General features: G+C 69.6%; 24 protein-coding genes. 11 read left to right on the top strand and 13 right to left on the bottom strand.

What is annotated here, in order from left to right:
* Position 1 precedes the first annotated feature (1 nt).
* Positions 2 to 1,231: a class I SAM-dependent RNA methyltransferase gene (locus K8612_RS31815; RefSeq protein WP_223764995.1), complete on the top strand. Its 1,230-nt coding sequence runs from the start codon at positions 2 to 4 to the stop codon at positions 1,229 to 1,231.
* Here the strand turns inward: K8612_RS31815 and plsY are convergent.
* Both plsY and K8612_RS31805 read right to left on the bottom strand, forming a co-directional pair.
* On the bottom strand, positions 1,157 to 1,735 hold the full coding sequence (plsY, locus tag K8612_RS31810; protein WP_223741167.1) for a glycerol-3-phosphate 1-O-acyltransferase PlsY: 579 nt from the start codon (positions 1,733 to 1,735) through the stop codon (positions 1,157 to 1,159). The genes K8612_RS31815 and plsY overlap by 75 nt on opposite strands.
* Before the next feature lie 24 nt (positions 1,736 to 1,759).
* Positions 1,760 to 2,191, bottom strand: coding sequence for a DUF2752 domain-containing protein (locus K8612_RS31805; protein WP_121713298.1), 432 nt, complete (start codon positions 2,189 to 2,191; stop codon positions 1,760 to 1,762).
* Positions 2,192 to 2,280: 89 nt separating this feature from the next.
* Between K8612_RS31805 and K8612_RS31800 the strand changes: the two genes are divergently transcribed.
* Positions 2,281 to 2,838: a DUF4920 domain-containing protein gene (locus tag K8612_RS31800; RefSeq protein WP_223741168.1), complete on the top strand. Its 558-nt coding sequence runs from the start codon at positions 2,281 to 2,283 to the stop codon at positions 2,836 to 2,838.
* Between the two features lie 26 nt (positions 2,839 to 2,864).
* Positions 2,865 to 3,479: a hypothetical protein gene (locus tag K8612_RS31795; protein ID WP_223741169.1), complete on the top strand. Its 615-nt coding sequence runs from the start codon at positions 2,865 to 2,867 to the stop codon at positions 3,477 to 3,479.
* A 10-nt stretch (positions 3,480 to 3,489) separates the two neighbouring features.
* On the opposite strand, the gene K8612_RS31790 is transcribed toward K8612_RS31795, so the two are convergent.
* From K8612_RS31790 to K8612_RS31775, 4 genes are all read right to left on the bottom strand, one after another.
* The gene (locus K8612_RS31790; RefSeq protein ID WP_223741170.1) at positions 3,490 to 4,428 is read right to left on the bottom strand and encodes a hypothetical protein; all 939 of its coding nucleotides are present in this window, start codon (positions 4,426 to 4,428) and stop codon (positions 3,490 to 3,492) included.
* Between the two features lie 99 nt (positions 4,429 to 4,527).
* Positions 4,528 to 6,072: a radical SAM protein gene (locus K8612_RS31785; RefSeq protein ID WP_223741171.1), complete on the bottom strand. Its 1,545-nt coding sequence runs from the start codon at positions 6,070 to 6,072 to the stop codon at positions 4,528 to 4,530.
* 115 nt (positions 6,073 to 6,187) lie between these two features.
* Positions 6,188 to 6,904, bottom strand: a complete 717-nt coding sequence (locus K8612_RS31780; RefSeq protein WP_223764994.1) for a hypothetical protein — start codon at positions 6,902 to 6,904, stop codon at positions 6,188 to 6,190.
* Between the two features lie 30 nt (positions 6,905 to 6,934).
* Positions 6,935 to 10,108 carry a TonB-dependent receptor gene (locus tag K8612_RS31775; protein WP_223741173.1) on the bottom strand — a complete coding sequence of 1,058 codons (3,174 nt, stop codon included), beginning with the start codon at positions 10,106 to 10,108 and terminating at the stop codon, positions 6,935 to 6,937.
* Positions 10,109 to 10,338: 230 nt separating this feature from the next.
* Here K8612_RS31775 and K8612_RS31770 point away from each other — a divergent pair, with 230 nt between their 5' ends.
* From K8612_RS31770 to K8612_RS31750, 5 genes are all read left to right on the top strand, one after another.
* On the top strand, positions 10,339 to 11,085 hold the full coding sequence (locus tag K8612_RS31770; RefSeq protein WP_223741174.1) for an energy transducer TonB: 747 nt from the start codon (positions 10,339 to 10,341) through the stop codon (positions 11,083 to 11,085).
* A gap of 75 nt (positions 11,086 to 11,160) precedes the next feature.
* Positions 11,161 to 11,835, top strand: a complete 675-nt coding sequence (locus K8612_RS31765; RefSeq protein WP_223741175.1) for a MotA/TolQ/ExbB proton channel family protein — start codon at positions 11,161 to 11,163, stop codon at positions 11,833 to 11,835.
* 100 nt (positions 11,836 to 11,935) lie between these two features.
* Positions 11,936 to 12,349 (top strand): biopolymer transporter ExbD, encoded by a 414-nt coding sequence (locus K8612_RS31760; protein WP_014394198.1) that lies wholly within the window; start codon positions 11,936 to 11,938, stop codon positions 12,347 to 12,349.
* Positions 12,349 to 12,864 (top strand): biopolymer transporter ExbD, encoded by a 516-nt coding sequence (locus tag K8612_RS31755; RefSeq protein ID WP_223741176.1) that lies wholly within the window; start codon positions 12,349 to 12,351, stop codon positions 12,862 to 12,864. Before K8612_RS31760 ends, K8612_RS31755 begins: the two co-directional genes overlap by 1 nt.
* Before the next feature lie 226 nt (positions 12,865 to 13,090).
* Positions 13,091 to 14,728 (top strand): YifB family Mg chelatase-like AAA ATPase, encoded by a 1,638-nt coding sequence (locus tag K8612_RS31750; RefSeq protein WP_223741177.1) that lies wholly within the window; start codon positions 13,091 to 13,093, stop codon positions 14,726 to 14,728.
* Here K8612_RS31750 and K8612_RS31745 read toward each other — a convergent pair.
* A complete protein-coding gene (locus tag K8612_RS31745) occupies positions 14,651 to 16,030 on the bottom strand; it encodes an NAD(P)/FAD-dependent oxidoreductase (protein ID WP_223764993.1) in 1,380 nt (459 codons plus the stop codon). The genes K8612_RS31750 and K8612_RS31745 overlap by 78 nt on opposite strands.
* Positions 16,031 to 16,311: 281 nt before the next feature.
* On the opposite strand from K8612_RS31745, the gene recA reads away from it, so the two are divergent.
* Positions 16,312 to 17,337 (top strand): recombinase RecA, encoded by a 1,026-nt coding sequence (recA, locus tag K8612_RS31740; protein WP_223764992.1) that lies wholly within the window; start codon positions 16,312 to 16,314, stop codon positions 17,335 to 17,337.
* On the opposite strand, the gene K8612_RS31735 is transcribed toward recA, so the two are convergent.
* Genes K8612_RS31735 through pssA form a run of 4 tightly spaced genes read right to left on the bottom strand, consistent with a single transcriptional unit; the run spans position 17,334 to position 21,544 of the window.
* Positions 17,334 to 17,843, bottom strand: coding sequence for a DUF1285 domain-containing protein (locus K8612_RS31735; RefSeq protein WP_223741180.1), 510 nt, complete (start codon positions 17,841 to 17,843; stop codon positions 17,334 to 17,336). The two genes, recA and K8612_RS31735, sit on opposite strands and share 4 nt — an antisense overlap.
* A gap of 57 nt (positions 17,844 to 17,900) precedes the next feature.
* Entirely contained in the window at positions 17,901 to 19,370 is a 1,470-nt protein-coding gene (locus K8612_RS31730; protein ID WP_223741181.1) for a hypothetical protein, read from the bottom strand.
* Complete coding sequence (locus K8612_RS31725; RefSeq protein WP_223764991.1) at positions 19,367 to 20,632, bottom strand: CinA family nicotinamide mononucleotide deamidase-related protein; 1,266 nt, start codon at positions 20,630 to 20,632, stop codon at positions 19,367 to 19,369. Before K8612_RS31725 ends, K8612_RS31730 begins: the two co-directional genes overlap by 4 nt.
* 57 nt (positions 20,633 to 20,689) lie before the next feature.
* Positions 20,690 to 21,544: a CDP-diacylglycerol--serine O-phosphatidyltransferase gene (gene pssA, locus K8612_RS31720; RefSeq protein WP_223741183.1), complete on the bottom strand. Its 855-nt coding sequence runs from the start codon at positions 21,542 to 21,544 to the stop codon at positions 20,690 to 20,692.
* 116 nt (positions 21,545 to 21,660) lie between these two features.
* On the opposite strand from pssA, the gene K8612_RS31715 reads away from it, so the two are divergent.
* A complete protein-coding gene (locus K8612_RS31715) occupies positions 21,661 to 22,779 on the top strand; it encodes an alpha/beta fold hydrolase (protein WP_223741184.1) in 1,119 nt (372 codons plus the stop codon).
* Here the strand turns inward: K8612_RS31715 and K8612_RS31710 are convergent.
* Complete coding sequence (locus K8612_RS31710) at positions 22,770 to 24,227, bottom strand: DUF1565 domain-containing protein (protein WP_223764990.1); 1,458 nt, start codon at positions 24,225 to 24,227, stop codon at positions 22,770 to 22,772. The genes K8612_RS31715 and K8612_RS31710 overlap by 10 nt on opposite strands.
* A gap of 323 nt (positions 24,228 to 24,550) precedes the next feature.
* On the opposite strand from K8612_RS31710, the gene K8612_RS31705 reads away from it, so the two are divergent.
* Positions 24,551 to 24,820 carry an HU family DNA-binding protein gene (locus tag K8612_RS31705; protein ID WP_120550461.1) on the top strand — a complete coding sequence of 90 codons (270 nt, stop codon included), beginning with the start codon at positions 24,551 to 24,553 and terminating at the stop codon, positions 24,818 to 24,820.
* 30 nt (positions 24,821 to 24,850) lie between these two features.
* On the opposite strand, the gene K8612_RS31700 is transcribed toward K8612_RS31705, so the two are convergent.
* A complete protein-coding gene (locus K8612_RS31700; RefSeq protein ID WP_223764989.1) occupies positions 24,851 to 25,873 on the bottom strand; it encodes a M23 family metallopeptidase in 1,023 nt (340 codons plus the stop codon).
* Positions 25,874 to 26,128 lie beyond the last annotated feature (255 nt).

Below are 26,128 nucleotides of genomic sequence, written 5' to 3'. Positions count from 1 at the left end.
CATGGCTGAACGTCTTGCCCTATTCGCCACCGCCGCGCGCGGCACCGAGGACCTGCTCGCCGAGGAGTTGAAGGAACTCGGCGCGAAGCGCATCCGCCAGGACCGGGGCGGCGTGCGCTTCATGGCCGCGCTCGACGAGGCCCTCAACGTCTGCCTCTGGTCCCGCATCGCCATGCGCGTGCTCTACCCGCTGAGCGAGTTCGACGCGAAGGGGGCCCAGGGGCTCTACGACGCGGTGGCCAGCGTGCCGTGGGAGGAGCACCTCACCACGAACGTGACGTTCGCCGTGGACGCGAACCTCAAGGACACCGAGCACGCGCACTCCGGCTTCGTGGCGCTGAAGGTGAAGGACGCCATCGTGGACCGCCTGCGCGACAAGCTGGGCTCGCGGCCGGACGTGGACACGCGCAACCCGGACGTGTCCGTGGTGGCGCACCTGGTGAAGGAGAAGCTGTCCCTCTCCCTGGACCTGTGCGGCGAGCCCCTGCACCGGCGCGGCTACCGCGTGCGCCCCACCCCCGCGCCCCTGAAGGAGAACCTGGCCGCGGCCCTGCTGCGCGCGGCGGGCTACACCGGCACGGAGGCGCTGGTGGACCCCATGTGCGGCTCGGGCACCCTCGTCATCGAAGGCGGCCTCATCGCGCGCAAGCGGGCCCCGGGCATCAACCGGAGCTTCGCGGTGGAGCGCTGGCCGCACCTGGGCGCGCGCGCGAAGGAGCTGCTCGCGGACCTGCGCGCGGACGCGCGGCGCAACGAGCGCAAGGTGGAGGTCCCCATCCTCGGCTTCGACAAGAGCGACGAGGCCCTGGAGGCCGCGGACCGCAACGTGAAGGCGGCGCGGCTGGGCGAGGAGATAACGCTCGCGGAGGGCGACGCGACGAAGCTCCCGCCCCTGCCCGAGGGCGGCGGGCTCGTCCTCACCAACCCACCCTACGGAGACCGGCTGGGCTCCGGCGGCCAGAAGGGCATGAAGACCTTCTACTTCAAGCTGGGCGACAGCTTGCGCGCGCTGCCGGGCTGGCGCGTCTGGGTGCTGTCCGGCAACCCCGCCTTCGAGAGCGCCTTCCACGCGCGCCCCATGGCCCGGCGCGACGTGTGGAACGGCCCCATCCCCTGCACGCTGCTGGGCTACCGCGCCCCGCCGCTGCCCCCCGGCTCAAAGCCGGTGCTCGGTGCGCCGGGCGAGCCGCTGGAGGTTGCTCCGGTGCGTCCAGAGCATCAGGACGAATAGCCCGGCGGTGAGCAGCACGTACTCGCGGGCGGGCGCGGTGAAGAACGCGGTGGCGATGGCGACCACCGCCGCGGACAGCGACCCCACGGAGCTCACGCGCCAGCGGGCCACCACCAGCCCGTAGATGATGGCCCCCGCGAGCGCCGCCTTGGGCACCAGCACCACCAGCACGCCCAGCGCGCTGGCCACGCCCTTGCCGCCCTGGAGCTTGAGCCACACCGGGTACACGTGCCCCAGCACCGCGGCCAGGCCCACCAGCGCGTGCGCGCGCGCATCCCCGGGCATGAAGTGCACGGCCAGCGCCACGGGCAGCACGGCCTTGAGCGCGTCCAGCAGCAGCACCACCGCGCCCAGCTTCTTGCCGGCGACGCGCGTGACGTTGGTGGCGCCGATGTTGCCGCTGCCGCTGGCGCGCACGTCCACCCCGCGCAGCCACCGCGTCAGCAGCACGCCGAAGGGGACGGAGCCGCAGAGGTAGCCCAGCAGGAGGAAGGCGGAGAGCACGGAAGAGGACAGGGGCCCCGCCCTTCAGGACAGCAGGTGCGGGAAACGGGTGTGCACCACGACGTAGGCGTAATTGACCAGCAACACCAGCGGGAACGCGATGCGCACCCACCGCCACTCGCGCTCCTCCAGCTCCACCTCCGGGATGGGCATCGCGAAGAGGAAGTGCAGCACCGTCGCCACCGCGGCCAGCGCGAACAGGAGCGCGCACACGGTGCCCAGGGGGTTGGCCTCCCACGCCCCGGGGATGTTGAAGTGCGCGACGCGGTCCGCCACGCGGGTGAGCCCACAGCCCAGGCAGGGCCAGCCCGTGTGCTCGCGAAGCACACAGCCCCAGAACGGGATGATGCGGGCCACGGGGACGTAGCGCCCCACGAGCAGCCCACCCAGCCCGACGAGCCCGAGCCATTCGAATGTGCCCAACCGGCGGTTGGGAGCGGGGATGGTGACCTTCATGCGCACCTCGCGCCGAGTGTGCGGGACAAGTCGCGAGGATGGAAGGGGCGCCTTGCCCGGCCCTGGAAACCTGGGCTAAGCGGACGGGCATGCACATGCTCCGCACTGCCCTCGTGATGCTGGTCGCCGCCCCCCTCGTGGCCCTCGCGGCGGACAAGACGCCCAAGCCCGCCGCCAAGGCCGAGGCCGCGTCGAGCGACTGCCACCACCCCGCCGACGCGAAGGCGCCCGAGGCCGCCAAGGCCGCGAACCCTGGCGACTGGACGCTCACCCGCGGCGAGCCCCTCAAGGGCGAGAAGACGGTGAAGCTGTCGGAGCTGCTCGCGAAGCCCCAGGCCCACGACGGCAAGGTCGTGCGCGTGGAGGGCCAGGTGCGCAAGGCGTGTGAGAAGAAGGGCTGCTGGATGGAGCTGGCCCAGGACGCCAAGAGCCCCGGCGTGCGCGTGACGTTCAAGGACTACGGCTTCTTCGTCCCGCTGGACTCGGCGGGCTCGCAGGCGCGCGTGGAGGGCGTGGTGAAGGTCGCGGAGCTGAGCGACGCCCACGCGAAGCACTACGAGGCGGAAGGCGCCATCGTCCCCCGCGGCACCGACGGCAAGCCCCGCGAGGTGCAGCTCGTGGCCTCCGGCGTCGAGCTGCGCCGCTAGCCGCGATGGGAGGCCGCAGTTTCAGCATGCGGGGCGTGCAGGGCGCGGCCGACCGGGCCGTGCAGCACGCCCGCGCGTGGCTCCTGGAGACGGAGCCCGGGTCGCGCGTGCACGACGTGCAGTTGGACCCGCGCTTCCAGCATCGGGGCGTGGACCTGCTCTGGGAGCTGCCCTCCGGAGAGGTGCGCGGCATTGAAGTGAAGGGCGACCGCCAGGCCACCCGCCGCCGCTACTTCTTCGAGCTCATCTCCAACCTGGAGAAGGACACGCCGGGCTGCTTCCTCTACAGCGGCGCGGACCTGATGCTGTACGTGTTCCTCACGCAGGGGGAGCTGCACGCCCTGCCCCTGCCCCGGGTGCGCGAGTGGTTCCTCCCCCGCGCGAAGGAGTACGCCCTCAAGCACGCCTTCACCCAGACGGGCGCCATCCGCTACACCACCGTGGGCGCCGTGGTGCCCGTGCGCGACGTGGCGGAGGGCGTGCCCGGCGTCGTCACCGTGAAGCTCAAGCGCGCGGCGCCGGAGAAGCCCGGCGTGAAGCCCGTCACCCCGGACGCGGAAGGCGCGACGCCCGCCGCGGCCAGCGCCCCCCAGGCGCCCGAGGCCCCGGAAGCCCGGAGCCCCCGGCGCACGGGGACCTGAAGCCGGCCGGCTAGCGGCGGCGCTGCGGCTGCGCGTGCTGGTGACGGTGCGCCCGGTGCCCCGGGTGCATCTTGTCGTGCAGGGCCTCCAGCCGCTCCTGCGTGCCCATCAGCTCCAGGAGCGCGGACCGGTCGTTCTGCTGCTTGAAGACGTGCTCCAGGCGGGGCACCAGGTCCAGCGCCAGGTGGATGTCGTTGGCCTTCTCCGCCTCCGCCAGCAGGCCGCGGCCCTCGACGTTCGCGTCAATCCAGGCCTGCAGGTGGATGAGGCCGTCCACCGCCAGCAGGCGCGAGATGGGCGCGCGCGCCGTGTCGTGGATGAGGTTCTTGAGGTCCTGGATGGCGGGCTCGCGCTCGCCCTTCGCGGCGCGCACCACCGCCTGGGAGATGCCGCGCCGGTCGGGCAGCAGGAACTCCTCCACCTCCGCGAACGTCGTGGCGTCGTCCAGGTGCCCCTGCGCGGCCAGCGACTCCGCCAGGCTGTCGAACAGCTCCGCGTCCTTCTCCGAGAAGGGCGCCAGCGCCTCCTGGAGGAAGGGCTGGGGCAGCGCGCCCTTGTCATCCACCGCCAGCTTGGAGCGCAGGCTCTTCACGTGCTCGAAGGCGGAGGCCACCGGGGCCTCCTTCGCGCCGTTGAGCTTGTGCACCAGCACCTGCATCAGCGTCGCCAGGGCGGTGGTGAACTCCTGCGGGGACACGCGGTCCGGCATCCACCGGCGCCACAGCTCCACGGCCGCGGCCACGACGTAGTCCTTGAAGGGGCCGGTGCCCTTCCACTTCGCCGCCCACTGCTGGGCGATGCCGAGCGGATAGGCGGACTCCGCCAGCTTGCGGTAGTCCTCTTCGCCCACGGGGACGCCGTAGTGCCCCAGCGTGCCCAGCAGGGCCTCCGTCGAGTAGTCCTTGAGGCCCGTCTTCTGCCACGACTTTTCCACGCGCTGCGTGCTCACCAGATGCTCTCCGAGGCCATGCGAGTGCCGGCCATCGGCCCCGCCTTGCCGTCTTCTAGCGAAAGCGGAGCCCGGCGAATACGGCCTTTGCGGGCCCCGTCAGGCGGCGGACGGCTGGGGCGGCGGGCGGCCCGGCACGATGGGCCACACCGTGGGCTGGCGCCGCCCGTCCTCCACCCGGCGGGCCATGTACGGCTCGCACCCGCGCTCCTGGAAGGCCCGCTTCCACGCGGCGAAGCTGCCCCCCGCGCGCCAGGCGTCCATCGCCGCGAGCCCCGCCTCCGGACCGCACTGGGCCAGCATGTACTCCACCCAGGCCCAGCGCGCGGACGTCGGCCGCACCTCCGCCCGCCCGCGCAGCCCCTTGCGCAGGCGCTCCAGCTTGTTCTCCACCTCGCGAAGCCCCGCGAAGGGCGCCCCGTCCAGCGGCGTGTTGCGCTTGGCCACGAAGGGCGCGACCCCCAGCGCCACCGGCAGGATGCGCGACAGCTCCGTGGTGAAGCGGATCAGCTCGTCGATGTCCGCGTCCTCCTCATGGGGCAGGCCCACCACGTTGTAGACCTTGAGCTGCTTCATGCCCGCCGTGCGCGCGAACCGGGCCGCGCGGACAATCTGTTCCTCGGAGTGCTTGCGGTCCACCAGGTCCCGCATCTTCTGGGACGCCCCGTCCGCGGCCACCGTGAGGTTCGTCGCCCCGCCCCGCCGGAGCTGATCCACCAGCTCCTGCGTGAGCCGGTCCGCGCGCAGCGAGGACACGCCCACCTCGCGCCCCGAGTCCACGATGGTGCGCAGGAGCTCCACGATGCGCGGGTGGTCCGTCACCGCCGCGCCCACCAGCCCCACGCGCTTCGCGTGCTCGGGGATGAGCGACAGGATGCGCTCCGGGGGCACCGTGCGCATGCCGCCATTCGTGGTGCGGCGCATGACGCAGTAGTGGCAGCCGCGGGAGCAGCCCCGCTCCGGCTCGATGAGGAACATCGACCGGAGCTCCGTGTGGGGCGTGATGATCTGCGTGCGCGCCGGCAGCCGGGCGTCCGTCGCCTTCGCCACGTGGTAGCGCGCCCCACCCCGCCCGGGCACCCGGAAGCCGGGGACCTTCGCCAGGTAATCGAGCAGCGCCTCGCGCTCCATGGAGGCCGCGGCCTCCAGCAGCACGTGGATCAAATCCTCCGCCTCCCCCTGGACGAGCACGTCCACGAAGGGCTCCAGCGGGTCCGGGTTGGAGAACGTCAGCGGACCGCCCGCCACCACCAGCGGATGTCTGGCATCCCGTTCCGCCGAAAGAACTGGCAAACCAGACAAATCCAACATCGTGAACAAGCCTGAAAGCTCCAATTCATAGGCGACTGAAAAGGCAAGCATTTCAAAGCCAGACACGGATGCCTGGGATTCCCAGGTAAACAATGGCGTCCGTGTTCTCTTGTATGTCTCGACATCATCGGGAAGGAAGACGCGCTCGGCGGTCGCGCCCGGGTGCGAATGCACCTCCCGGTAGATGGCCTGGTAGCCCAGCGAGCTCATGCCCACGTGGTAGGGGCTCGGGTAGCAGAGCGCGACCCGGTAGGGCGCCTCCTTGCGGAGCGTCCCGGCTTCGTCCGCCAGCAGTGAGCAGACATGCTCGATGAGTTCGTAACGGCCCTCCATGGTCCTCCCGACGTGGATTCCAGACACCTAACAACAGCGCGGCCCCGGACCGCCACTCCCGCGTGGGGGAGGGGCTGCCGGGGCCGCGTTGGCCTTCAAGGTCGGTCAGTGCCGACTACTTGAACGACGGGATCGCCTTGGCAGGCGTGCAGTACTCAGTCTCGGCGTCGCAGACCAGATCGAAGTCCGGGTTCATGCCCGAGCCCGCACCGCACGTCGAGGGGAAGTTCTCCTCGACGGTCGGGTCCAGCGACGGGTCGCAGCCAGTCGCCGGCCACACCGCACGCATCACGTAGTGCGCGGTGCACCCGTTGACCGTGTAGGTCAGCTCGCCGGTCATCTGCGTGCCAGGAGCGCTCGGGCTCGAGTACACGCGCACCTTGCCGAACTGGTACGAGATGGACTGCGGCGCCGACGCGAAGTCACCCTGCGTCGCCTCGACACCCGCCACCGAGAAGCCGTCCGCGGTGCAGAACTGATCCGCGTCCTTGCCGGTGGTCAGGCTGCCCGTCGCCTGGAGCTTGTCGAACCCGGCAGCCGTGCTGTCCGTGTCGAACTTGCCCAGGGCGGCCAGGCTCAGCGGCCGGAGGACCAGGATGGCCGTGTTGGCCACCGGGTCCGCGAACTTCCAGACACCCAGCTCATCACCCACCAGCGGCTCGAAGTCCTCGCAGGTGCCCTGCGGAGCGTCCACCGCATCGAACTTCGCCCACCAGGTAGCGAACGAGGCGTCCTGAACGATGCACCCGGGATCCGGCTGCTCGGAGTCGCAAGCGGCGAGGCCGCCCGCGAGCCCAAGCATCACCACGGTCGAAAGAATGCTCTTGCGCATGTTGCTGATCTTCCTCATGTGGTCAGGTGGTTAGAACGTGTACCGGACACCGAAGCGGATCTGCCGCGGGGCCTGGTAACGGTCCGGGTTCTTGAAGTTCTTGTTCACGTCTTCCTGGGTCAGGAACTCGCCCGGAGCGCCCGCGATCGGAACACCCGTGGGGAGATCCGCCTGCGTACCGGCGGTCTTCGTGGCCGGGTTGTAGATCGGCAGGACCTCGGTGAACGTGTAGGACTCGTCGACGCTGTCCACGCCCTGGAAGTTGAAGAGGTTGAACACGTCCAGGGTGAAGGACACCACGCTGTCCTTGCTCACGCGGTAGTTCACGCCCACGTTGGAGTCAACGCTGTTGATCCACGGGGTGCGACCGCCGCTGCCGCGCGGCAGGATGAACGTCTCATCCTGGCCGTAGCCCGGGTACGCGCCGAGGTAGCTGATGGGCGTACCGGAGTTGCCGCGGTAGGACAGACCGATGCTCGCCGACAGCGCGTTGGAGATGTTGAACTCCTTGGCGCCGAACACCTTGATGGCGTGCGTACGGTCGAAGGGCAGCAGACCCGTGCGGTTGTTCAGGAGGGCCACCAGGTCGAAGTCCGCGAGGATGTTCGGGTCGAGCTGGTTGTTCTCCGGACGGAACAGACCGGGGTAGTTGCCGTACAGGCGGGACCACGTGTAGCTCGCCTGCGCCAGCCAGCCGTCCGTGAACGTGCGGTTCAGGTAGACGGTGACCGCGTCGTAGTCACGCACCGGCGTCGGGAACTCCTTGGCGAAGCCGCTGCCAGGGTTGCCGAGGAAGTACGTGTTGCCGTCATCGCGGCTCATGTCCTCGATGACCTTGTTCATGTCGCGGTGCGTGTACGTCGCGCCCAGGCGGGTGTTCGCCAGGAGCTCGTACTCGCCGCCGACCACGATTTCGTCGGAGGACTGGGGCTCGATGTCCGGATCGACCGGCTCGTTCTGCACCAGACCGCCGCTGTAGAGCTGGTTCGCGTTGGAGGTGCTCTCCGCGCGCGGCACGATGAACTGGTCGGACGCGCAGTTGCCGCGCTGACCCTCGAGCGTGGACGGATCGCAACCGCCCGCGGCACCCGGCTCCGAGAAGAAGCGACGCGCGCTGAAGCGGCGCTCACCCGGGAAGGCGCGGTCCATCATGTTGAGCGGAACCTGCTCGTAGTACCGGGCGAAGTTCACGAACAGCTTCGCGCGGCCGTTGGCGAACGGATCCACCACGGCGCCGATGCGGGGCGACCACTGGTTGCCGAGCTTCAGGGCCAGGTTGCCGTCGCCGCCGTACATCGACTGCACGTCGTACCGGACGCCCAGGTTCAGGGTGACGCGGTTGGCGATGGACCAGCTGTCCTGGAGGAAGCCACCGATGGTGGTGCCGCTCGTCGAGGACTGCTGCAGGGTCTCGAACACCGGGGTGTCCGGGGCCGTCTGGTAGCCGTAGCGGCGGTTGTCCGACCAGATCTTGATGGTCGAGCCGTTGTACGACGTGCGCGACTCCTGCAGGAACACGCTGCCGGAGTAGGCCTTCTTCTGGTCGTAGGACAGGAACTCGGTGTCCACGCCCGCCTTGAAGACGTGCGTCCCCAGGGCGTTCAGAAGGTAGGTGGCCTTCGCGTTGATCTGGTAGCGGTCCAGGGTGGCCTCGGACATGAAGCCAGGGCCGCCGACGTAGTAGTTCGTCACGGGGCAGCGGACAGCCCGCTCCGCATCCGTCACGCCGCAGTACTGGTCGGCGTTCGGGACGTTCTCGAACATCGTCAGGGGACGCGTGGTCGAGTACCGCGCGAGCGCGTAGCCGGCCAGGCCGTCCGTCGAGCCGATGGCGCTACCGTCCGCCGGAGGCGTGGAGGCAGTCTGGTGGAACCAACCGAGGTTGGCGTCGACCAGGATCTTCTTCTCCATGAACGCGCCCGCGTACTTGAGGGCGAGTGCCGTGGTGTTGGCGCGGTTCTCGGTGTTGCCGATGTCCTCGGGACGCGTGTTCTGCGCGGCCGGCAGACCACCCGAGCGGGGGCTGATCTGCAGCTTGCCCAGACCACCCGACACGGTCGGGGTGCCGTTCAGGGCGAACGACACGTTGTGGTCCTGGTTGATGAGGTACGTCAGCTTGCCCATGAACTGGATCGTGCGGGAGTCGGCGAAGTACTTCCGCTCGGAGCCCGGGATCTGCTGGACGACGCTGAAGCCGTTCGCATCCGTCGCCACATCGCCGTCGTCATTCAGCGTGAAGGCGTTGAGCGCGCGGGTGTGCTCGTAGCGCTGGAACGACGGCGCGAAGCCGGCGAAGAACCAGAGCTTGTCCTTGAGGATGGGACCACCGAGGGTGGCGCCGAAGTCGCCCAGGTTGCTCAGGGCGTTCAGGCCGGTGATCGTGGTGCCGTCCTCGATGACCAGCTTGCGGTTGCCTTCCAGGGCGCCCGGCGTCCAGTTGGCGAACACGGAGCCGTGGAACTCGTTGGAACCGGACCGGGTCACCGCGTTGATCACACCGCCCGTGGAGCGACCGAACTCCGGCATGTAACCGCCGGTGATGATGTTCACGTCCTGCACGAACTCGATGCTGAGCGGGCTGGCGTTCACGCCGAAGGCCGGGTCGTTCGTGGACAGACCGTCCACCACGTAGCCGTTCTCGGGCGAGGTCGTGCCGTTGATGGACACGCCGTACTGGTCGGACTGGGCGCCCGGGGCGAGCTCGGCCAGGGACTCGAACGAGCGCGTCGCGCCGCCCTTGCCGACCGGACGGGCCACCGCGATGCGCTTGATGAACTCCTGATCAACGTTGACGCCCTGGTTCGTCGAACCGACGTCGATCGTCGGCGGCGTACCAATGACGTCCACCGTCTGCGTGAAGGAGTCCGGCAGGAGCTCCACGTTCACGCGGATGGTGCGGTTGAGGAGCAACTGGATTTCGGGGCGGGCGTAAGGCTTGAACGTCTCCTTCTCGAACCGCAACGTATACGTGCCCGGCGGGAGCTGGGGAATACGGTAGTTACCCTGTGCGTCGGTAACCACGGTCTGCTCGCCCTGCAGGTTGGGCGAGGTGGCGGTCACAACGACATCGGCTGCCGGCTTCTTGTCCTCAGTATTGATGACAGTGCCGATGATGACGCTGGACTGCGCGAAAGCCGCGGATCCGTACAACAGACCCGCAGCAAGGACGACTCCGGTTTCCCGAAGTACTTGTTTCACTTGCATACCAAACCCCTCCAAGGTGGGCTGCAACCGAAAATGACTCGGGAAAATAGCCGAGGTCAAGCAGTTGTCAATAGACCGTTGCTTTTTGGTGACCAGTGGGGCATTGGCGCGATCACGCAGCGGCGCCAGACACGGTTGCTTGAACCCGGAACCCTTTTCTGTATGGTGGCCGCCCTTCAATCCGGGCATGGCGGGGACGGGTAGTCCACTGGTGAAGAGGAGTTACTTGCATGTTCGATTCAGTCCTTGACCGCGGGCAAGGACCCAGGTCGCGGTTCGGCGTGGGTGCTGGCGTGTCCACGCTGCTCCACGTTGGCCTGCTGGGTCTTGTGGCCTATCTCTCCACGCGTCCGCCTCCCGTGGAGGAGAAGGAGGTCGAGGTCACGCTGAAGGCCACGATGGCGCCTCCGCCTCCTCCGCCTCCTCCGCCTCCCCCGGCGTCGAAGCCGAAGACGGAGAAGAAGGTCACGCCCAAGAAGCCCAAGGACGTGATCGTGCAGCCGAAGGAGATCCCGCAGCAGAAGCCGCAGGAGACCGAGACCGCGCCGGAGCCCGAGGAAGAGGAGGCGAGCGAGTCCGAGGTCGAGGGTGGCGTGGAAGGTGGCGTCGCGGGCGGTGTGGTGGGTGGCGTGGTGGGCGGCGTGATCGGTGGCGTGGTGGGCGGTCAACTGGGTGGAACGGGCACGGACGTGCTGGCGTTCGGCCAGGGCATGACGCGTCCGGAGAAGATCGCGGGTCCGGAGGTTTCCTATACGCGTGAGGCCATTGAAGCGCGCGTGCAGGGCCTGATGATCGTGAAGTGCGTCATCACGACCGAGGGAAAGGTCGAGCGCTGCCGCACGATCAAGCCGCTCCCTCACATGGAGCAGGCCGTGATGGACGTGCTCACTGCCTCACGTTACAAGCCGGTCACGTTCCAGGGCAGGCCGGTCGAAGTGCAGTACACGTTCAACTTCAACCTGAAGCTGCCGCGCTGATCCAAAGCAGGCAGTCCCGCTTGAGCAGTCCGCCGAACATCACCTCGCGCTCGTGAGGAGGAGCGCTCCACAGCCATGCAATTTACCCTGCTTGATATCTGGCACCACACGGGCCTCTTCGCCCGCATGATCATCTTCACCCTCGCCATCATGTCGGTGGCGTCGCTGGTCGTCATGGCGGAGCGGATCATCGTCTTCCGCAAGACCCGCTCGGACAGCCGCAACTTCGCCGCCAAGATGGGCGCCATCCTCGCGAAGGGCGACCTGACGACCGCGGCGAACACCAACCTGGGCAAGGACGTGGGCCACCTGGGCCGCGTCATCAACTCCGGCCTGACGGCGTACCGCATCACCCCCGGGAACAAGGACCTGGCGGTGGAGTCCGTGGCCCGCGCGCTGGAGCGCCAGGCGCAGCGCGAGGTGCAGAGCCTCAAGCGCGGCCTGGGCCTGCTGGCCACGGTCGGTTCGACGGCGCCGTTCGTCGGTCTGCTGGGCACCACGATGGGTATCGTGAACGCCTTCCAGCTCATGGCGGCCGCGGGCTCCGGCGGTCTGGCGACGATCTCCGCTGGTATCTCCGAGGCGCTCATCACCACGGCGTTCGGTCTGCTCGTGGCGATCCCCGCCGTGATGGCCTACAACTTCCTGCAGGGCTGGGTGGATGCCCGCTCCGTGGACATCTCCGAGTCCTCCAACGAGTTCCTGGACGTGGTGGCCCGGCACGTGGGCGGCGGTTCGTCGCACGCCTAGTCGCAGCCCCACCCTGGGACGTCCCCACCCATGTGGGCGGTCCGGCTGAGAAGCCGCGCTGCCCCGGGGTGGGCGTTCCTTCCCGGATACAGGTGCACGCATGGGAATGTCAGCAGGCCCCAAAGGGGGCATCAAGAGCGAGATCAACGTCACGCCACTCGTGGACGTGGTGCTGGTGCTCCTCATCATCTTCATGGTCGTGACGCCCATGCTCCAGCGCGGCAAGTCCGTGGAGCTGCCCAAGGCCACGGAGATCGAGAAGGAAGGCAAGACGGACGCCGATCCGCTGATCCTCTCCATCACCCCGGACAAGAAGATGTTCGTGGAGAACGATGAGGTCGACGAGAAGGGGCTCCAGGAGAAGATCGCCGCGGAGCTGGTGAAGGATCCCGGCAAGAAGATCCTCCTGAAGGGCGACAACGCCCTGAACGTGGGTGACGTGCGCAAGGTGCTGGACACGGCCCGCAAGGCGAAGGCGAAGCAGATCGCCCTGGGTGTGGAGGAGAAGAAGTAATGTCCCGAGGACACAAGCAGCGTCAGTGGGTCAAGCCCGCGTCCGCGCCGAACTCGGAGATCAACGTCACGCCCCTGGTGGACGTGGTGCTGGTGCTCCTCATCATCTTCATGGTGGTGACGCCCCTCCTGGAGAAGGACATCCTCGTCCGCGTCCCGGAGACGGAGGTTGAGGAGAACCAGCCGCCGCCGGAGCCCGATGATCAGCAGATCGTCGTGCAGGTGGACAAGAGCGGCGCCTACTCCATCAACACGGAGCAGATCCCCGCTTCGGACTACATCGCCCGCCTCAAGCGGATGTTGAACGCCAAGAAGCCGGACGAGAAGGTCGTCTTCTTCATGGCGGATGACGCGGCGAACTACGGCAAGCTCGTGGTGGCGCTGGATGGCGCCCGTGCCGCGGGAGCGAAGATCCTGGGCATGGCCACCGAGCTTCCCCAGAACGCGGTCATCCAGGGCACGCAGGCCACGCCGGACGGTGCGCCGCCCGCGCCCCCTGCCCCGCCGACGCCCTGATCCGCGCCTTCCGTCAGGGCTGACGCGCGGACACGCCGTCACCGATTCCATCCGAAGCCCGCTGGCGTTCCGACGCCAGCGGGCTTCTTCTTTTCAGGCCCCCATGTCCCCGCTCGGGACCCGACGTCTGCCGCGCGGGATGGCCGCGGCGGGCCGCCTGAGAGCGAGGCGCGCCGGTACGGGCATTGCTCTCCCCTCCTCTCGTACGGGTTGGAAGGGGGAGCGGATGCTGGCGAGGGTGCGGTCGGGGGCATTGATGGGCATCGACGCGGTGGTGGTGGAGTGCGAGGTCGACATGGCGCTCGGGCTGCCCTACTTCAACGTCGTGGGGCTGCCTGAGGGCGCGGCCCGGGAGTCGAAGGTCCGGGTGGTCTCCGCGCTGAAGAACGCGGGCTTCGACCTTCCGCAGAAGCGGATCACGGTCAACCTGGCGCCCGCGGAGATCCGCAAGGAAGGGGCGGCCTTCGAGCTGCCCATCGCGTTGGGCGTCCTGGCCGCGGCGCGGTTGATGGAGGAGGAACCGCTGGAGCGGTATCTCTTTGGCGGGGAGCTGTCGCTGGATGGCTCCATCAAGGCCATCAAGGGCGTGCTTCCGCTGGCCGTGGCGGCCCGGAATGGCGGCTTCCAGGGAGTCATGGTGCCGGCGGCCAACGCGGCGGAGGCGGCGCTGGTGGAGGGCCTCCAGGTGCTGTCCGTGGCCCACCTGAAAGAGGCCGTGGGCCACCTCACCGGCAAGGCCCCGCTGACGCCGCTGATGCGCACGGGGACCTCGGTGAGCGGTCCTCGCGCGGTGTCCGCGGACATGGCCGACGTCAGGGGACAGCCGGAATTGAAGCTGGCGTTGGAGCTCGCCGCGGCGGGGGGCCACAACATCCTGATGGCCGGACCTCCGGGCTCGGGCAAGACGATGCTGGCGCGACGGCTGCCAGGCATCCTGCCCGAGATGACGTTCGACGAGGCGCTGGAGGTCACGAAGGTCTACTCCATCCAGGGGCTGCTGGGAGACGAGCAGGCGCTGATCCGCGAGCGTCCGTTTCGCGCGCCCCATCACACGCTGTCCGATGCGGGGCTCGTGGGAGGAGGTCCCATGGCCCGTCCAGGGGAGCTGTCCCTGGCCCACCACGGCGTGCTGTTCCTCGACGAGTTGCCGGAGTTCCGGAAGAACGTGCTGGAGGTGCTGCGCCAGCCCCTGGAGGAAGGCGCCATCCATCTGGCGCGGGCCACCCAGCACATCACCTATCCCTGCCGGGTCATGCTGGTGGCGGCGATGAATCCCTGCCCGTGCGGCTACTTCAACGTCCCCGGCCGCACGTGCACCTGCCTCGAGCACCGCATCTTCGGCTACCACTCGCGCATCAGCGGGCCGCTGCTGGACCGCATCGACATCACCGTGCAGACGCGGCCGGTGGAGTACCACCACCTCGCGGAGAAGAGCCAGGAGCTGCCAAGCCACTACTACCGCCAGCGCGTGGAGGCCGCGCGCGAACGGCAGCGCGTCCGGTTCCAAGACACGCCAGGGGTGCACTGCAATGCCCAGATGCCTTCGCACCTGCTGCGCCGCTACTGCGTGCTGTCACCCTCCGCGGAGAAGCAACTGGAGCGCGCGGTCACTCATTTTGGCCTGTCCGCGCGGGCTCATGACCGCATCCTCAAGCTCGCGCTGACGCGCGCGGACCTGGAGGGACACGGGCGTATCGAGACCGTGGACATGCAACTGGCCATCGATTGCCGGATGATGGACCGCCGGGGCTGGCTCCACACCAATACCCGGGGCGCGCTGAATGCCTCACCCCGCCCCGCCGCGGTCTGGAACCAGGCCTCCGAGGACGACGGGAGCCGCGGGTTCCCCGCCGGCAACAACTGACGTTCCACTGGCGGGCAGGGACTGCACGCCCCGCTCCTCCAGACGGGGAGCAGGGCCGGTGATGATGCGCGCGGACCTGCCGAAGGTCAGGTACGCGTACGCCCAGTTGAGCAGCACGGCCAGCTTGCTTCGGAAGCCGATGAGGAAGGTGATGTGGATGAAGAGCCAGGCCAACCACGCGACGAAGCCGGACTGCTTCACCCGGCGGAAGGCCACGCCCACCGCATGGCCCCTGCCGATGACGGCGTAGGTTCCCCGGTCCCAATAGCGGAAGGGCTGCATGGGCTGACCCGCGAGCTGGCGGCGGAGGTTGAGCACCGCGTGCTTTCCCTCCTGCATCGCCGCGGGCGCCACTCCCGGGACCGCGCTTCCGTCCTCCTGCTTCACGAGCGCCAGGTCCCCCACGACGAAGATGTCGGGATGCCCGGGCACGGTGAGTTCGGGCGTCACCGGGACGCGCCCTGCCCTGTCCAGCGTCACGCCGAGCGAGCGGGCCACAGGCGAGGCCTCCACTCCCGCGGCCCAGAGCACCGTGCGGGCCGCCAGATGTTCGGGGCCCATGTCCACGCCCGCGGCGTCGATGTTCGTGACCCGGGTGCCCGTACGGACCTCCACGCCGAGCCCCTCCAGCACCCGGCGGGCCTCCGCCGAGAGGTTCTCGGGGTAGGTGGGCAGCACGCGGTCCATGCCCTCGATGAGGATGACGCGCGCATCCCGTGGGTCGATGTTCTGGAAGTCGCCCGACAAGGAATTGCGGCTGATCTCCGCCAGCGCCCCCGCCAGCTCCACGCCCGTGGGCCCCGCGCCGATGATGGCGAAGGTGAGCAGCGCGCGGCGGCGCTCGGGGTCCGGTTCGCGCTCGGCCTGCTCGAAGGCGAGCAGCACGCGGCGGCGGATCTCCAACGCGTCCTCGACGGTCTTCAATCCCATCGAGTGTCGCGACCAGGCGTCATTGCCGAAGTACGAGTGCGTCGCCCCGGTGGCGACGATGAGGAAGTCGTACGCCAGCTCGCCATCCGCCAGGAGGACGTGCTTGCGCGTGGTGTCCACGCCAGTGACTTCCGCGAGCAGCACCTGGACGTGATTGCGTCCGAGCATCCCCCGCAGTGGCGCGGCGATGTCGCTGGGGCTCAGCGTCGCCGTGGCCACCTGGTACAGCAGGGGCTGGAAGAGGTGGTGGTTGTGACGGTCCACCATCGTGACGCGAACCCCTGCCTTTCGCAGGTACCGGGCCGCGTAGAGGCCGCCGAAGCCGCCTCCCAGGATGACCACATGGGGAAGGTTCTCACGGGTCGTATTCACGTGAGGGATGTCACCGCGACGCGCCAGGGATTCAACGCAAAGCCTTCCATCCCATCAAGCCGGCCTGTCACGTCCCGTCGTGCCTGCTTATGCGGAGACGCGCTCACCTTTGCGCCTTCTCAGCGCGTGGGAGACAGCCACGCCGCTCCGCCAATCCGGACGGCTCCGGCGAACCTGGACGCCCTTGCAGGCCCTTCCGCCTGGAGGCCCGCGCGGCATGGGCGTTGCTCTGCCCACCGCCGAGGCATCCAGCCCGCAGGGCGGCGAGGGAGGCAGACGAGATGAGCAGGCTGACGGAGAAGTTGAAGGCAGTGGCGGCGGCGGTGGCGTCCATCGAGAAGCAGTTCGGCCGAGGCGCGGTGATGACGCTCGGCGCGGACGCACCGGAGCAGAAGGTGGCGGTCATTCCCACGGGTTCGGTGGGGTTGGACCGGGCGCTGGGCGTGGGGGGGTATCCGCGAGGGCGCGTGGTGGAGCTGTTCGGCAACGAGTCCTCTGGCAAGACGACCCTCACCCTGCACGCCATCGCGCAGGTGCAGGCGGTGGGAGGCGTCGCGGCCTTCATCGACGCGGAGCACGCGCTGGACCTGTCCTACGCGCGCAAGCTGGGCGTGCGCACGGAGGAACTGCTCGTGGCGCAGCCGGACACCGGAGAGCAGGCGCTCGAAATCACCGAGCAGCTCGTGCGCTCGGGAGCGGTGGACCTCATCGTGGTGGATTCGGTGGCGGCGCTGGTCCCCCGCGCGGAAATCGAAGGAGAGATGGGCGACGCGCACATGGGCGTCCAGGCGCGTCTGATGAGCCAGGCGCTGCGCAAGCTCACGGGCGCGGTGAGCCGCTCCGGCACCTGCATCATCTTCATCAACCAGATCCGCATGAAGATTGGCGTGATGTTCGGCAACCCGGAGACGACGACGGGTGGCAACGCGCTGAAGTTCTACGCGTCGGTGCGGATGGAGATCCGCCGCACGGGCAACCTCAAGGAAGGCGACGCGGTGGTGGGCTCGAGGGCCCGCGTGAAGGTGGTGAAGAACAAGCTGGCGCCCCCGTTCCAGGAGGCGGAGTTCGACGTGCTCTACGGCACGGGCATCCACCGCGCCGCCGAGGTGCTGGACCTGGCCGTGAGCGCGGGCGTGGTGGAGAAGTCGGGCAGCCACTTCAGCCTGCGGGGTGAGCGCATCGGCCAGGGCCGCGAGCGGGCGTGCGAGTGGCTGCGGGGGCACCCCGACGTCCTGGAGTCCCTCGCTCGAGACCTGGTGGGCGCCGCCGCGCCCTCCGTGCCGTCCGCGGACGCCGCGGCGGCCTAGGTCGCGGCTTGGAACGCATCCAGCGAGAGGGGGACCTCCCAGTGGCGTTGGCCCGCGCGCAGCACCAGGTGCCCTCCGGGGCGCTCTTCCAGCAGCTCACCGAACTGGTACTGCGCATCCCGGGAGAACCGGGCCTTCGCCCTGCCCTGCTTCACGCGGCAGGTGAGGACTCCGTCCGGCGTGAGCTGGAGCGACCCCAGGTCCAGGGCTTCGGCTGTCCGGTCGCTCAGGCGCAGGGACACACGCTCGTCCGGAGTGACGTCCACGGTGCGGACCTCGTAGGCCGCGTCCTCCACCTGGACGTAGCACCAGTCCGGGGCGATGCGGAGCTGGTAGCGCCCGTCGTCATCCAGGACCAGCGAGGCGTTGAAGAGTTCGATGATCTTCGGGTGCTCGATGGGCTCGTCGTCGTGCCACCAGCGCAGCGCCGCATCCAGACGGATGCCGCTGTCCTCACGGGTGTGCCAACGCTTGCCTGGAGGGGGCTGGCCGGTAGGAGGTTGCATGTCACCCTTGATGTGCGGTTCGGGTCCGGCGGATTCAAGCCGCCGGAGCCTGGAGGCCTACCAGTTCCGCACGAACTCCGTGTAGCCACGGAAGGCCACGGCCCCCCAGAAGTTCACCAGCACGCCAAGCGCCAGCACGGCCACCACCGCGCGGTTGCGCAGCGACCATCCACCAATGGCGAAGAGCAGCAGCAGGTAGGGCGTGTAGTCCAGGCTGAACCGGAAGCCGAACTGCATGTAACCGGTGTTCTGGTAGAAGAGCCCCGGCAGCGCGCATACCGCCACGGTCAGCCACAGGGGCCAGTGCAGCCGGGGACGCGTGCGGGGGACCAGCAGGAACACCAGCAGGGGCAGCGTGAGCAGCAGCGTCAGCCCGTGCGGGTCGTACGACAGCTTCAGCGGAGACAGCGATACCTGGGGCAGCTTGAGGAACGCGGCCTGGAGGTTGCGCGACAGGTACTCGATGTTGAAGAGCCCGAAGCGGTCGATGTCCACGTTCACCCGGTTGTTGAAGAGGTACGAGTGGCCGAACTCGCCGGGCTTGCCGAAGCGGTAGACGTTGTACGCGGCCGCGAGCACCGCGAGGGGCGCGGCCCCCGCGCCAAAGAGTGCCAGCTTGCGGAGGGCGGGCTTCCACGCGGTGGGAAGGGCCTTCAGTTGGGCCAGCCGGTCCGGTCCGGGACAGAGCGCCTCCAGGACGAAGAAGAGGCCCGCGAACACCAGCGGCGTGCGGGTGAGCACGGCCATGGAGAAGAAGAGGCCCGCGAGCACGGGGCGCCGCGCCTTCACGGCGTTGCGCACGTACAGACACGTGAGCGCCACGCCCATCACCTGCGCGCCGAACCAGACCTCGCCCCGGATGGCGCAGTAGAAGAACAGCGTGCCGAAGGCGAGCACCAGCGACAGCACCACGTTGTCATTGCGGTTGCGCTCGGTCTCCCCCTCCTGCGCGAGGAAGCGCAGCAGCGAATAGAAGAGCGCCACCGCGAGCGCGCCCACGAAGACGCCGAAGGACGTGTCGTTGAACTGGTAGCCGTGCAGCGCGACGAAGGGGAGCATCGCGACCGCGGGGAAGGACGGGAAGCTGACGAACCAGCGGTCATCGCGCAGCGGGCGTCCCTCGCACCGCACCTTGTGTCCGTCCACCAGCCGCACGCAGGCCCAGTCCTCCAGGTTGGGCAACACCCGCGGATCCACGTCGAGCCGCCCCTCCAGCCAGGACTGCGCCTGGTAGATGAAGTGCGGCGCGGCGCTCTGCCGGAGGAAGCGCTGCGAGCTGAAGCTGGACAGCACCGCGAACGCGACGAGGAACAGCACCACCTCCACCCGGTAGGCCGACAGCCACAGGCGCACCGCGCTTCGCACCGGATGTGCTCCTGCTCCGGCCGGCGACGTGGGGGGGCTGGTGGGCTCCGTCTCCGCCGTGGGGCTGGCGAGCTGCGCGGAGGACTCGGGCGTGGCCGGGGGCACCGTGGACGGCGCTTCCAGGGCGGACGGACGGGGACGCTTTGATTTGGAGCGACTCATGGCGACACGGGGGCGGCGAGCAGGTGCAACCTCAACATTTCCAGCACGTGGGACGCGGCGAACAGGCGGACCCGGTCCCGGTCACCCGCGAGCGAGATCCGCTCGAAGCGGGGCTCCATTCCGGGGCCGGCCAGCCCGCAGTACACGGTGCCCACGGGGTCCTCGGGGGTGCCTCCTCCAGGGCCCGCGTAGCCCGTGACGGACAGGCCGAACGTGGCGCCGCAGGCGGCGCGGACTCCCTCCGCCATGGCGAGCGCCGTCTGGGACGACACAGCGCTGTGCTTCTCCAGGATGTCCGGAGGCACGCCCACCCAGGCGGACTTCATCTTCTCCGAGTAGACGACCGCCCCTCCGATGAAGACCCGGCTGGAACCCGGGACCGCCGTGAGTTCCTGCGCGACGAGGCCTCCCGTGCAGCTCTCCGCCACCGCCAGCGTGTGGCCGCCGCGCGCCAGCAGGTCGAGGAGGACGGGGGCGTATTCGCTGCCATCCGCGCCGTAGACGTGCGTGCCCAGCACCTGCCGGCATGCGGCCTCCGCGGCCGCGAGCGCGGCGTCGGCCTCCGCCTGCGTGGGGGCCTCCGCCATCAGCTTCAGGTGGTTCTCCGGTGCGTGCGTCCGGAAGCCGAACACCACCCTCGGGTGGCTGGGGGCCAGGGGCATCACCCGCTCGTTCAGCACGGACTCGGGCAGGCGCACGGTTCTCAGCAGGCGGAAGGCCCGGAACGTGCGACCGGGCTCGGCGGCGAGCCAGGTCCGCACGCGCGGCAACACCTCTCCGTCCACCAGGGCGCGGTATTCGCGCGGGACCCCGGGGAGGAAGAACAGGTGGGCTCGGCCCAATCGCTGGATGACCAGCGGTGCGGAACCCTGGGGATTGCGCACGGGCTCGGTGCCCGAGGGGATGCGCGCCATGCGCAGGGCGCCTGGATTCAGGGGCATGCCTCGCGCGGCGTAGCGCTCCTTCAGCCAGCCGAGCACCCTCGCGTCCTCTTCCATGGACACGCCCGCGGCGGCGGCGGCGCACTCCAGCGTGAAGTCATCCGCCGTGGGGCCCAGGCCTCCCGAGACGATGACCACGTCCGCGCGCGCGGAGGCCTCCAGCAGCGCGCCCGTGATGTCCGGGCGCACGTCACCCACCACCGTCACCCGTGCGACCTTCACACCCAGGTCGAAGAGGCGGGCTTCCAGATAGGTGCTGTTGGTGTCCGTGATGAGGCCGGTGACGAGCTCGTCACCAGTGCACAGCAGCTCGACGCGCATGGGCCGGGCATCCTAGCGGCCGGCACGGTCCGCGTCCCGGCTCCCGCGCTCGGCTGCTCAGAGGAACGCGGGACCGTCGTCCGTGGCGTTGGGCTCGGAGTCCTCGTCGTCGTCCTCGTCCAGCCCGGCCGCCACCGCCACCGCGGCGACGGCGCCGACCTTGCGCGACGCGAGGCGGCTGCGCACGGAGACCGCGGACTCCACCAGCCCCATGACCAGGTACGCGGCGAAGTACGTCACCAGCACCCAGGCCGGGTGGAAGCGCTGGGCGATGAACGCGCCCGTGAGCGCCATGGCCATGAAGACGAGCGCCGTCTTGCGGCTGGGACGCGCGTCCTTGAAGGTGCGGTAGCGCACCGTGGACACCATCAGCAGCGACAGGGCGCCCACCGCTACCGCCACCGGCACGCGCGCGCCGTCACCGAGCGCCTCGCCCTGGGTGGCCACGTGGTGGGAGATGATGAGCGAGACGAGCACGCCGGCCGCCAGCGGGATGGGGAGCCCCACGAAGAAGCCGCCGCCACCGCCGTGCGGGTTGCGCATGGCGAGCACGTTGAAGCGCGCCAGCCGCATGGCGCCGCAGGCCATGAACGCGAAGGAGATGAACAGGCCCCAGAAGCCCATGGGGGCCAACGCCCACTTGTAGACGAGGAGCGCCGGCGCCGCGCCAAAGGACATGACGTCCGCGAGGCTGTCGAGTTGCATGCCAAAGTCGCTCTGCGTCTTCGTCAGGCGGGCCACCCGTCCGTCGAACCCGTCGAAGAACATGGCGAAGAGGATGGCCAGGGCCGCCTGGTACATCTGCACCGGTTCAGCCTCACCCGAACACAGGGTGATGGCGTAGAAGCCACAGAAGATGGAGGTGACGGTGAAGAGGTTCGGGAGCACGAACATCAGTTTCCGCAGCTTCATCGTTCCCTCGACTTCCCCAGGTGGTCGGCTGCCCATGTGGCAGAAACGGCGAGGGAACGGACCTTAGCAGGGTTTTATTCGCGCCGGAGTCAGTCCCCGGTCCTATGGGAGGAGAAATGCCGTACGGGCAGTGGGCCCTGTGGGGATTGGCCGCGGCGGCCGTCCTGCTGCTGGTGAACGTGGGGTGGGTCCTGCTCGTGAGGCGCTGGTACCGCCTCAAGGGCCCTCTCCCGGAGATGCTGCGCGTGAAGTGCGCGGATGGGTGGGAGCTGACCGTGCACGCCCGGCGGGCACCGGTGCGCCGCTTCGCGGAGCCCGTCCTGCTGTGCCACGGGCTGGCGGCCAACCGCTTCACCTTCGACTTCGAGCCGCCCTACTCCGTGGCCCACTACCTCACCGAGGCCGGCTTCGACTGCTTCAGCGTGGAGTGGCGCGGCACCGGGCACTCGCAACGTCCGCCCAGGGGCCGGCGGCCCACGGACTTCACCGTGGACGACCACATCCATCACGACGGACCGGCCCTGCTGGAGCTGGCGCTGAAGGAGACCGGCGCGAAGCAGGCCTTCTGGCTGGGCCATTCGCTGGGGGGCCTGGTGGGGTACGGCGTGGCGCAGGGGCCCGAGGGCGGGAAGCTGGCGGGTCTGCTCGAGCTGGGCGCGCCGGTGTACCTCAAGTCGGAGCCGTTCCTGCGGACGCTCATCTCGCTGGGCGTGCGCGCGGCGTGGCCCGGGAGCATCCGGCAGGCGTGGGTGAGCGCCAGCATGGCGCCCTTCCTGGGCTACCTCGCGCTGCCCCTGTCGGACATCGTCGTGAACCCCCGGCATGTCCCGCCGCGCGTCCTGCGGCAGTTGTCCGTCAACATGATGGCGGCGATGAGCCGCAAGGTGCTGCTCCAGTTCCAGGATTGGATCTCCCACGACGCGTTCCGTTCCTACGACCGCAAGACGGACTGGCGCGCGGGCATCGCGAAGCTCCAGTTGCCCGTGCTGGTGATGGGCGGCAGCGCGGACCGACTGGCCACCGCGGCCAACGTGGAGGCGCAGTACGCGCTGCTCACGTCACCGGATCGCACACTGCATGTCTTTGGCCGGGACCGCGGGGACAAGATGGACTACGGCCACGGCGACCTCATCTTCGGCACCGGCGCGCCCCTGGAGGTCTACCCCGTCATTCGCGAGTGGCTCGAGCAGCGCGCCACGCCGCTGCCGCCCACGCCCGCGCCCGCTCAGGGCTGAGGCGAGCGGGCGTCGAGCTGGACGCAGGGGGAGCGCAGGCCTCGCGTGGTGCTCGCGTCGACGTGGCGGAGGCGGACGCGCGTCTGGCCCTCGCAGTCGGTGGAGATCAGCTCGCCCCTCGCGTCCTTCACGGTGAGTCCCTCCACCTGCAACTGGCCCTCTTCGATGGCCACCAGGATGGACCCCGGCGTGTCGCGCACATCGACGTTCCGGGACTCCAGGGTGGCCTTCGAATCCACCGCCAGCGCGGCGAGCCCGCAGCCCGAGAGACGGGCGTCGCGGAGCACGGCGTGGGCCCGCTGCGTCGCCAGCACGCAGGTGCCCTTCGCGCCCTCGACGGTCACGGTGTCGACGTCCGCGTCCACCTGGCGCAGGTGGAGCCCGTCCCCCGCGATGCCATCCGCGGTGCTCACGCCCTGGATGACCCCGTCCCGCAGGCGCACGCGTCCCTGCAGCGCCACCACGCCGTACTCCCGTGAACCCTCCAGGCGGAAGCGCCGCACCTCCAGGTCCGAGGCGGTGAGCTGGAGCGCCCCGTAATTGCCCGCGTCCTTCACGGTCACGTCCTCCAGCAGGCCGGTCGTCGCGGTGAGCCCCATCCCCGCGCGCGTGGCGTGCTCCGAGCGGAAGCCCCGCACCGACAGCCGGGCCTGGTTGGCCGTCACGCCGTACTCGTGTCCCTGGACCCGGACGTCCACCAGCGTCAGCGCTCCCTCCACCGTGGAGAACGCCGCGCCCGTGCCCCCCGAGGCCCTCGCCCGCTCGACCTCCGCCGCGCCGCCCTCCTGGCTCAGCGCCATCCGGGGGCCCTGGAAGTCCACCCCCTCCAGGCGCACCGTGGCCCCTCCCCGGGCCCGCACCGCGCGGTCGTAGGCTCCCTCGAAGGCGCTGTCCCGGAGGATCAGCGAGGGCGCGGAGGCCCCCGCGGTTCCGGCCTCCACGAGCACGCCCACCACGGCCGGCGCCTGGATGGCCGCCCCCGCCTCGAAGCGCAGCCCCCTGCCCTCCAGCGAACCCGCGTCCAGCCGGATGGCGCCCCGGGTCTGGCTCCGGAAAGTCACGGCGTGGACACTCATGGGGCCCCGGGCTTCCAGGCCCCAGCCTCCCCCCTCGACCACCAGGGCCTCCAGCGCGGTGTCCCCTGTCGCCTCCACCACGGAGGAACCGGGGTCCGTCGCCGCCAGGATCGTGGCGGGGCCCCTCCCCACGAGCCGGGTGCCCTCCGGCAGCCGGAAGGGGCCTTCGTAACGGCCGGAGGCCAGGTGCACGCGCTTCGGGCCGGGGCGGGCCAGGGCCTCGGTGAGTGAGCGCAGGGGGCGCTCCCGGGTGCCGTCGCCGCCCGAGGCCGCCCTGTCCACCCAGAGCTCACCCGCCGCCTGGGGCCGTGGGGCCGGCCGCGAGCAGGCGCACAGCAGGACGAGGAGCCATGGAAGCAGTCGGGTGGGCACGCGGGCAGGCACTCTAGCCCCCTGATGGCGCCCTGCTGGAGCTGGATCAGCGGCGACTGCTAAGTGATCGATTTTCCAATGCCTTTCACCCAAAACCGATCATCAGGCGATCACTTCCCGTGATGTGAAAAGCAGGAGTGTGAGGATGTATCAAAAGATGCGATCCTCCCTCTCTCTACAGGGTGTATTTTCAGAGGCCAGTTTTCATCCGGAGGCCGAATTTCCGGCCTGGGAGCAGGTGGCGCATTGACAGTCGAAACCTCGATTTGTTACCTCCGCCATCCGCTCGTTCAACGCCAGACAACGCAAGAGGGAGGGGTGTCATGACCAAGGCAGAGCTCGTGGAGGTGGTGGCTGCGCAGTCGAGGCTCACGAAGAAGCAGGCTGCCCAGATCCTCGACAGCGTCTTCACCAACATCGGCAAGGCGGTGAAGAAGGACACGCGCTTCAGCTACCCCGGGTTCGGCACGTGGTCGCTGCGCTCGCGCAAGGCGCGGAAGATCCGCAACCCGCAGACCAACGAGATGATGAAGCTCAAGGCGTCGAAGACGGTCGGTTTCCGTCCTGCCAAGGAGCTGAAGAACTCGCTGTAGTCGCAGGGCCGTCGTGAAGGCCCGTCCCCCTCAGGGGCGCGAACCCGCGGCCGGGTGGCGCCCCTGGGACGTGAGGACGGGGGACTCCGCGGGCATGCGGGCCACGGGACGCTCGTTGTCGGAGGCGTCCGGGCCCGACTCGGGGGCGACGAGCGCCTCCAGCGGATCCAACGAAGCGCCGTCGTGCCAGAGCTCGAAGTGGACGTGGACGCCGGTCGCCAGGCCCGTGTCCCCCGCGAGCCCCACCACGTCGCCCCTCGCCAGCACCTCGCCGGTGGTCACCAGGACCTCGGACAGGTGGCTGTAGCGCGTCACCCACTGGCCGTCGTGCTGGACCTCCACCATCTTGCCGTGGTCGCCGTTCCAGCCGGCGCGCAGGACGACACCCCGGTCCGCGACGCCCACGGGCTGTCCCCGGCGCGCCGCCAGGTCCACGCCCGAGTGGCGGCGCAGTTGGCCGGTGATGGGGTGCCAGCGGTCTCCGTAGAGGCTGGTGATGGTGACCGGCTCCACGGGCCAGGCGAGGCGCGGCGGGCCGGAGGGCTCCGGCGGCTGCTCCCAGCGGCGCAGCGTGGACGCGCGCACGATGAGGCGGCCCACGCGCACCACCACGGCCTCCGCGAGCGGGCCCGGCATGTCGCCGTACAGGCGCGCGTCCTGCTCCAGCTCCGCCTCCATCACGCCCCGGGCGCGCGTCAGGTCGCGGGTGTCGGTGTGCTCCACCGGCCGGGCCAGGAAGGCGTCCAGGGCCGCGTTCATCGCCTCCCAGTTGCGCACCTGCTCGGCGGGCATGGCGCTGCCGCGCTGGACCTTCTCGCGGTAGGCCTGGGCCTGCTGCGTGAACGCGGTGAGGGCGGACTCCAGCTCCGGGGAGCGTTCCGGCGCCAGGGGCCCCCGGGCGCGCTCCGGTTCGCGGGGGAGGAAGGGCGTGCTGGTGCTGGCGAAGCCGCTGTCGCCCGAGGTCGCGTACAGCTCCTCAAAGCTCATCTTCCCCGGCCGCGGCGTCGCGCAGGCGGAGAGGGCCAGCAGGGCAAGGACGGCGGGTCGGCGCACGGCGGGGCGAGATTACCACGCGCCGGGCCGTCCACCTGTTCCGGGCCGTGGATCATCCCCTGACGCACGGGGGCGTGCGGTCCGCACCTGACGCAGTGGAGGGGGCCCGCCCCCGGGTCCCGGAGGACCGTCGCTCCGCCGACACGGGCCGTCCGCGGTGGCCCGTCAGAACCTGTCCGACAGGAGGTCTGCGCGGAATAGCGAGGCCAGTTGGCCGGCTGCCAAGCGACAAGGGGGACAGGAGCTTCGAGCACA

This window comes from Corallococcus sp. AS-1-6, assembly GCF_020037015.1.
GTDB lineage: Bacteria > Myxococcota > Myxococcia > Myxococcales > Myxococcaceae > Corallococcus.
Note: the sequence above shows the minus strand (reverse complement) of the source record. Positions and strands in the feature narration are given on the sequence as shown.

Coding starts and splice junctions, on each gene's coding strand:
- K8612_RS31815 (WP_223764995.1), top strand. CDS start 2: ATGGCTGAACGTCTTGCCCTATTCGCCACCGCCGCGCGCGGCACCGAG.
- K8612_RS31805 (WP_121713298.1), bottom strand. CDS start 2,191: ATGAAGGTCACCATCCCCGCTCCCAACCGCCGGTTGGGCACATTCGAA.
- K8612_RS31800 (WP_223741168.1), top strand. CDS start 2,281: ATGCACATGCTCCGCACTGCCCTCGTGATGCTGGTCGCCGCCCCCCTC.
- K8612_RS31795 (WP_223741169.1), top strand. CDS start 2,865: ATGCGGGGCGTGCAGGGCGCGGCCGACCGGGCCGTGCAGCACGCCCGC.
- K8612_RS31785 (WP_223741171.1), bottom strand. CDS start 6,072: ATGGAGGGCCGTTACGAACTCATCGAGCATGTCTGCTCACTGCTGGCG.
- K8612_RS31780 (WP_223764994.1), bottom strand. CDS start 6,904: ATGCGCAAGAGCATTCTTTCGACCGTGGTGATGCTTGGGCTCGCGGGC.
- K8612_RS31775 (WP_223741173.1), bottom strand. CDS start 10,108: ATGCAAGTGAAACAAGTACTTCGGGAAACCGGAGTCGTCCTTGCTGCG.
- K8612_RS31770 (WP_223741174.1), top strand. CDS start 10,339: ATGTTCGATTCAGTCCTTGACCGCGGGCAAGGACCCAGGTCGCGGTTC.
- K8612_RS31765 (WP_223741175.1), top strand. CDS start 11,161: ATGCAATTTACCCTGCTTGATATCTGGCACCACACGGGCCTCTTCGCC.
- K8612_RS31760 (WP_014394198.1), top strand. CDS start 11,936: ATGGGAATGTCAGCAGGCCCCAAAGGGGGCATCAAGAGCGAGATCAAC.
- K8612_RS31755 (WP_223741176.1), top strand. CDS start 12,349: ATGTCCCGAGGACACAAGCAGCGTCAGTGGGTCAAGCCCGCGTCCGCG.
- K8612_RS31750 (WP_223741177.1), top strand. CDS start 13,091: ATGCTGGCGAGGGTGCGGTCGGGGGCATTGATGGGCATCGACGCGGTG.
- recA (WP_223764992.1), top strand. CDS start 16,312: ATGAGCAGGCTGACGGAGAAGTTGAAGGCAGTGGCGGCGGCGGTGGCG.
- K8612_RS31735 (WP_223741180.1), bottom strand. CDS start 17,843: ATGCAACCTCCTACCGGCCAGCCCCCTCCAGGCAAGCGTTGGCACACC.
- K8612_RS31730 (WP_223741181.1), bottom strand. CDS start 19,370: ATGAGTCGCTCCAAATCAAAGCGTCCCCGTCCGTCCGCCCTGGAAGCG.
- K8612_RS31725 (WP_223764991.1), bottom strand. CDS start 20,632: ATGCGCGTCGAGCTGCTGTGCACTGGTGACGAGCTCGTCACCGGCCTC.
- pssA (WP_223741183.1), bottom strand. CDS start 21,544: ATGAAGCTGCGGAAACTGATGTTCGTGCTCCCGAACCTCTTCACCGTC.
- K8612_RS31715 (WP_223741184.1), top strand. CDS start 21,661: ATGCCGTACGGGCAGTGGGCCCTGTGGGGATTGGCCGCGGCGGCCGTC.
- K8612_RS31705 (WP_120550461.1), top strand. CDS start 24,551: ATGACCAAGGCAGAGCTCGTGGAGGTGGTGGCTGCGCAGTCGAGGCTC.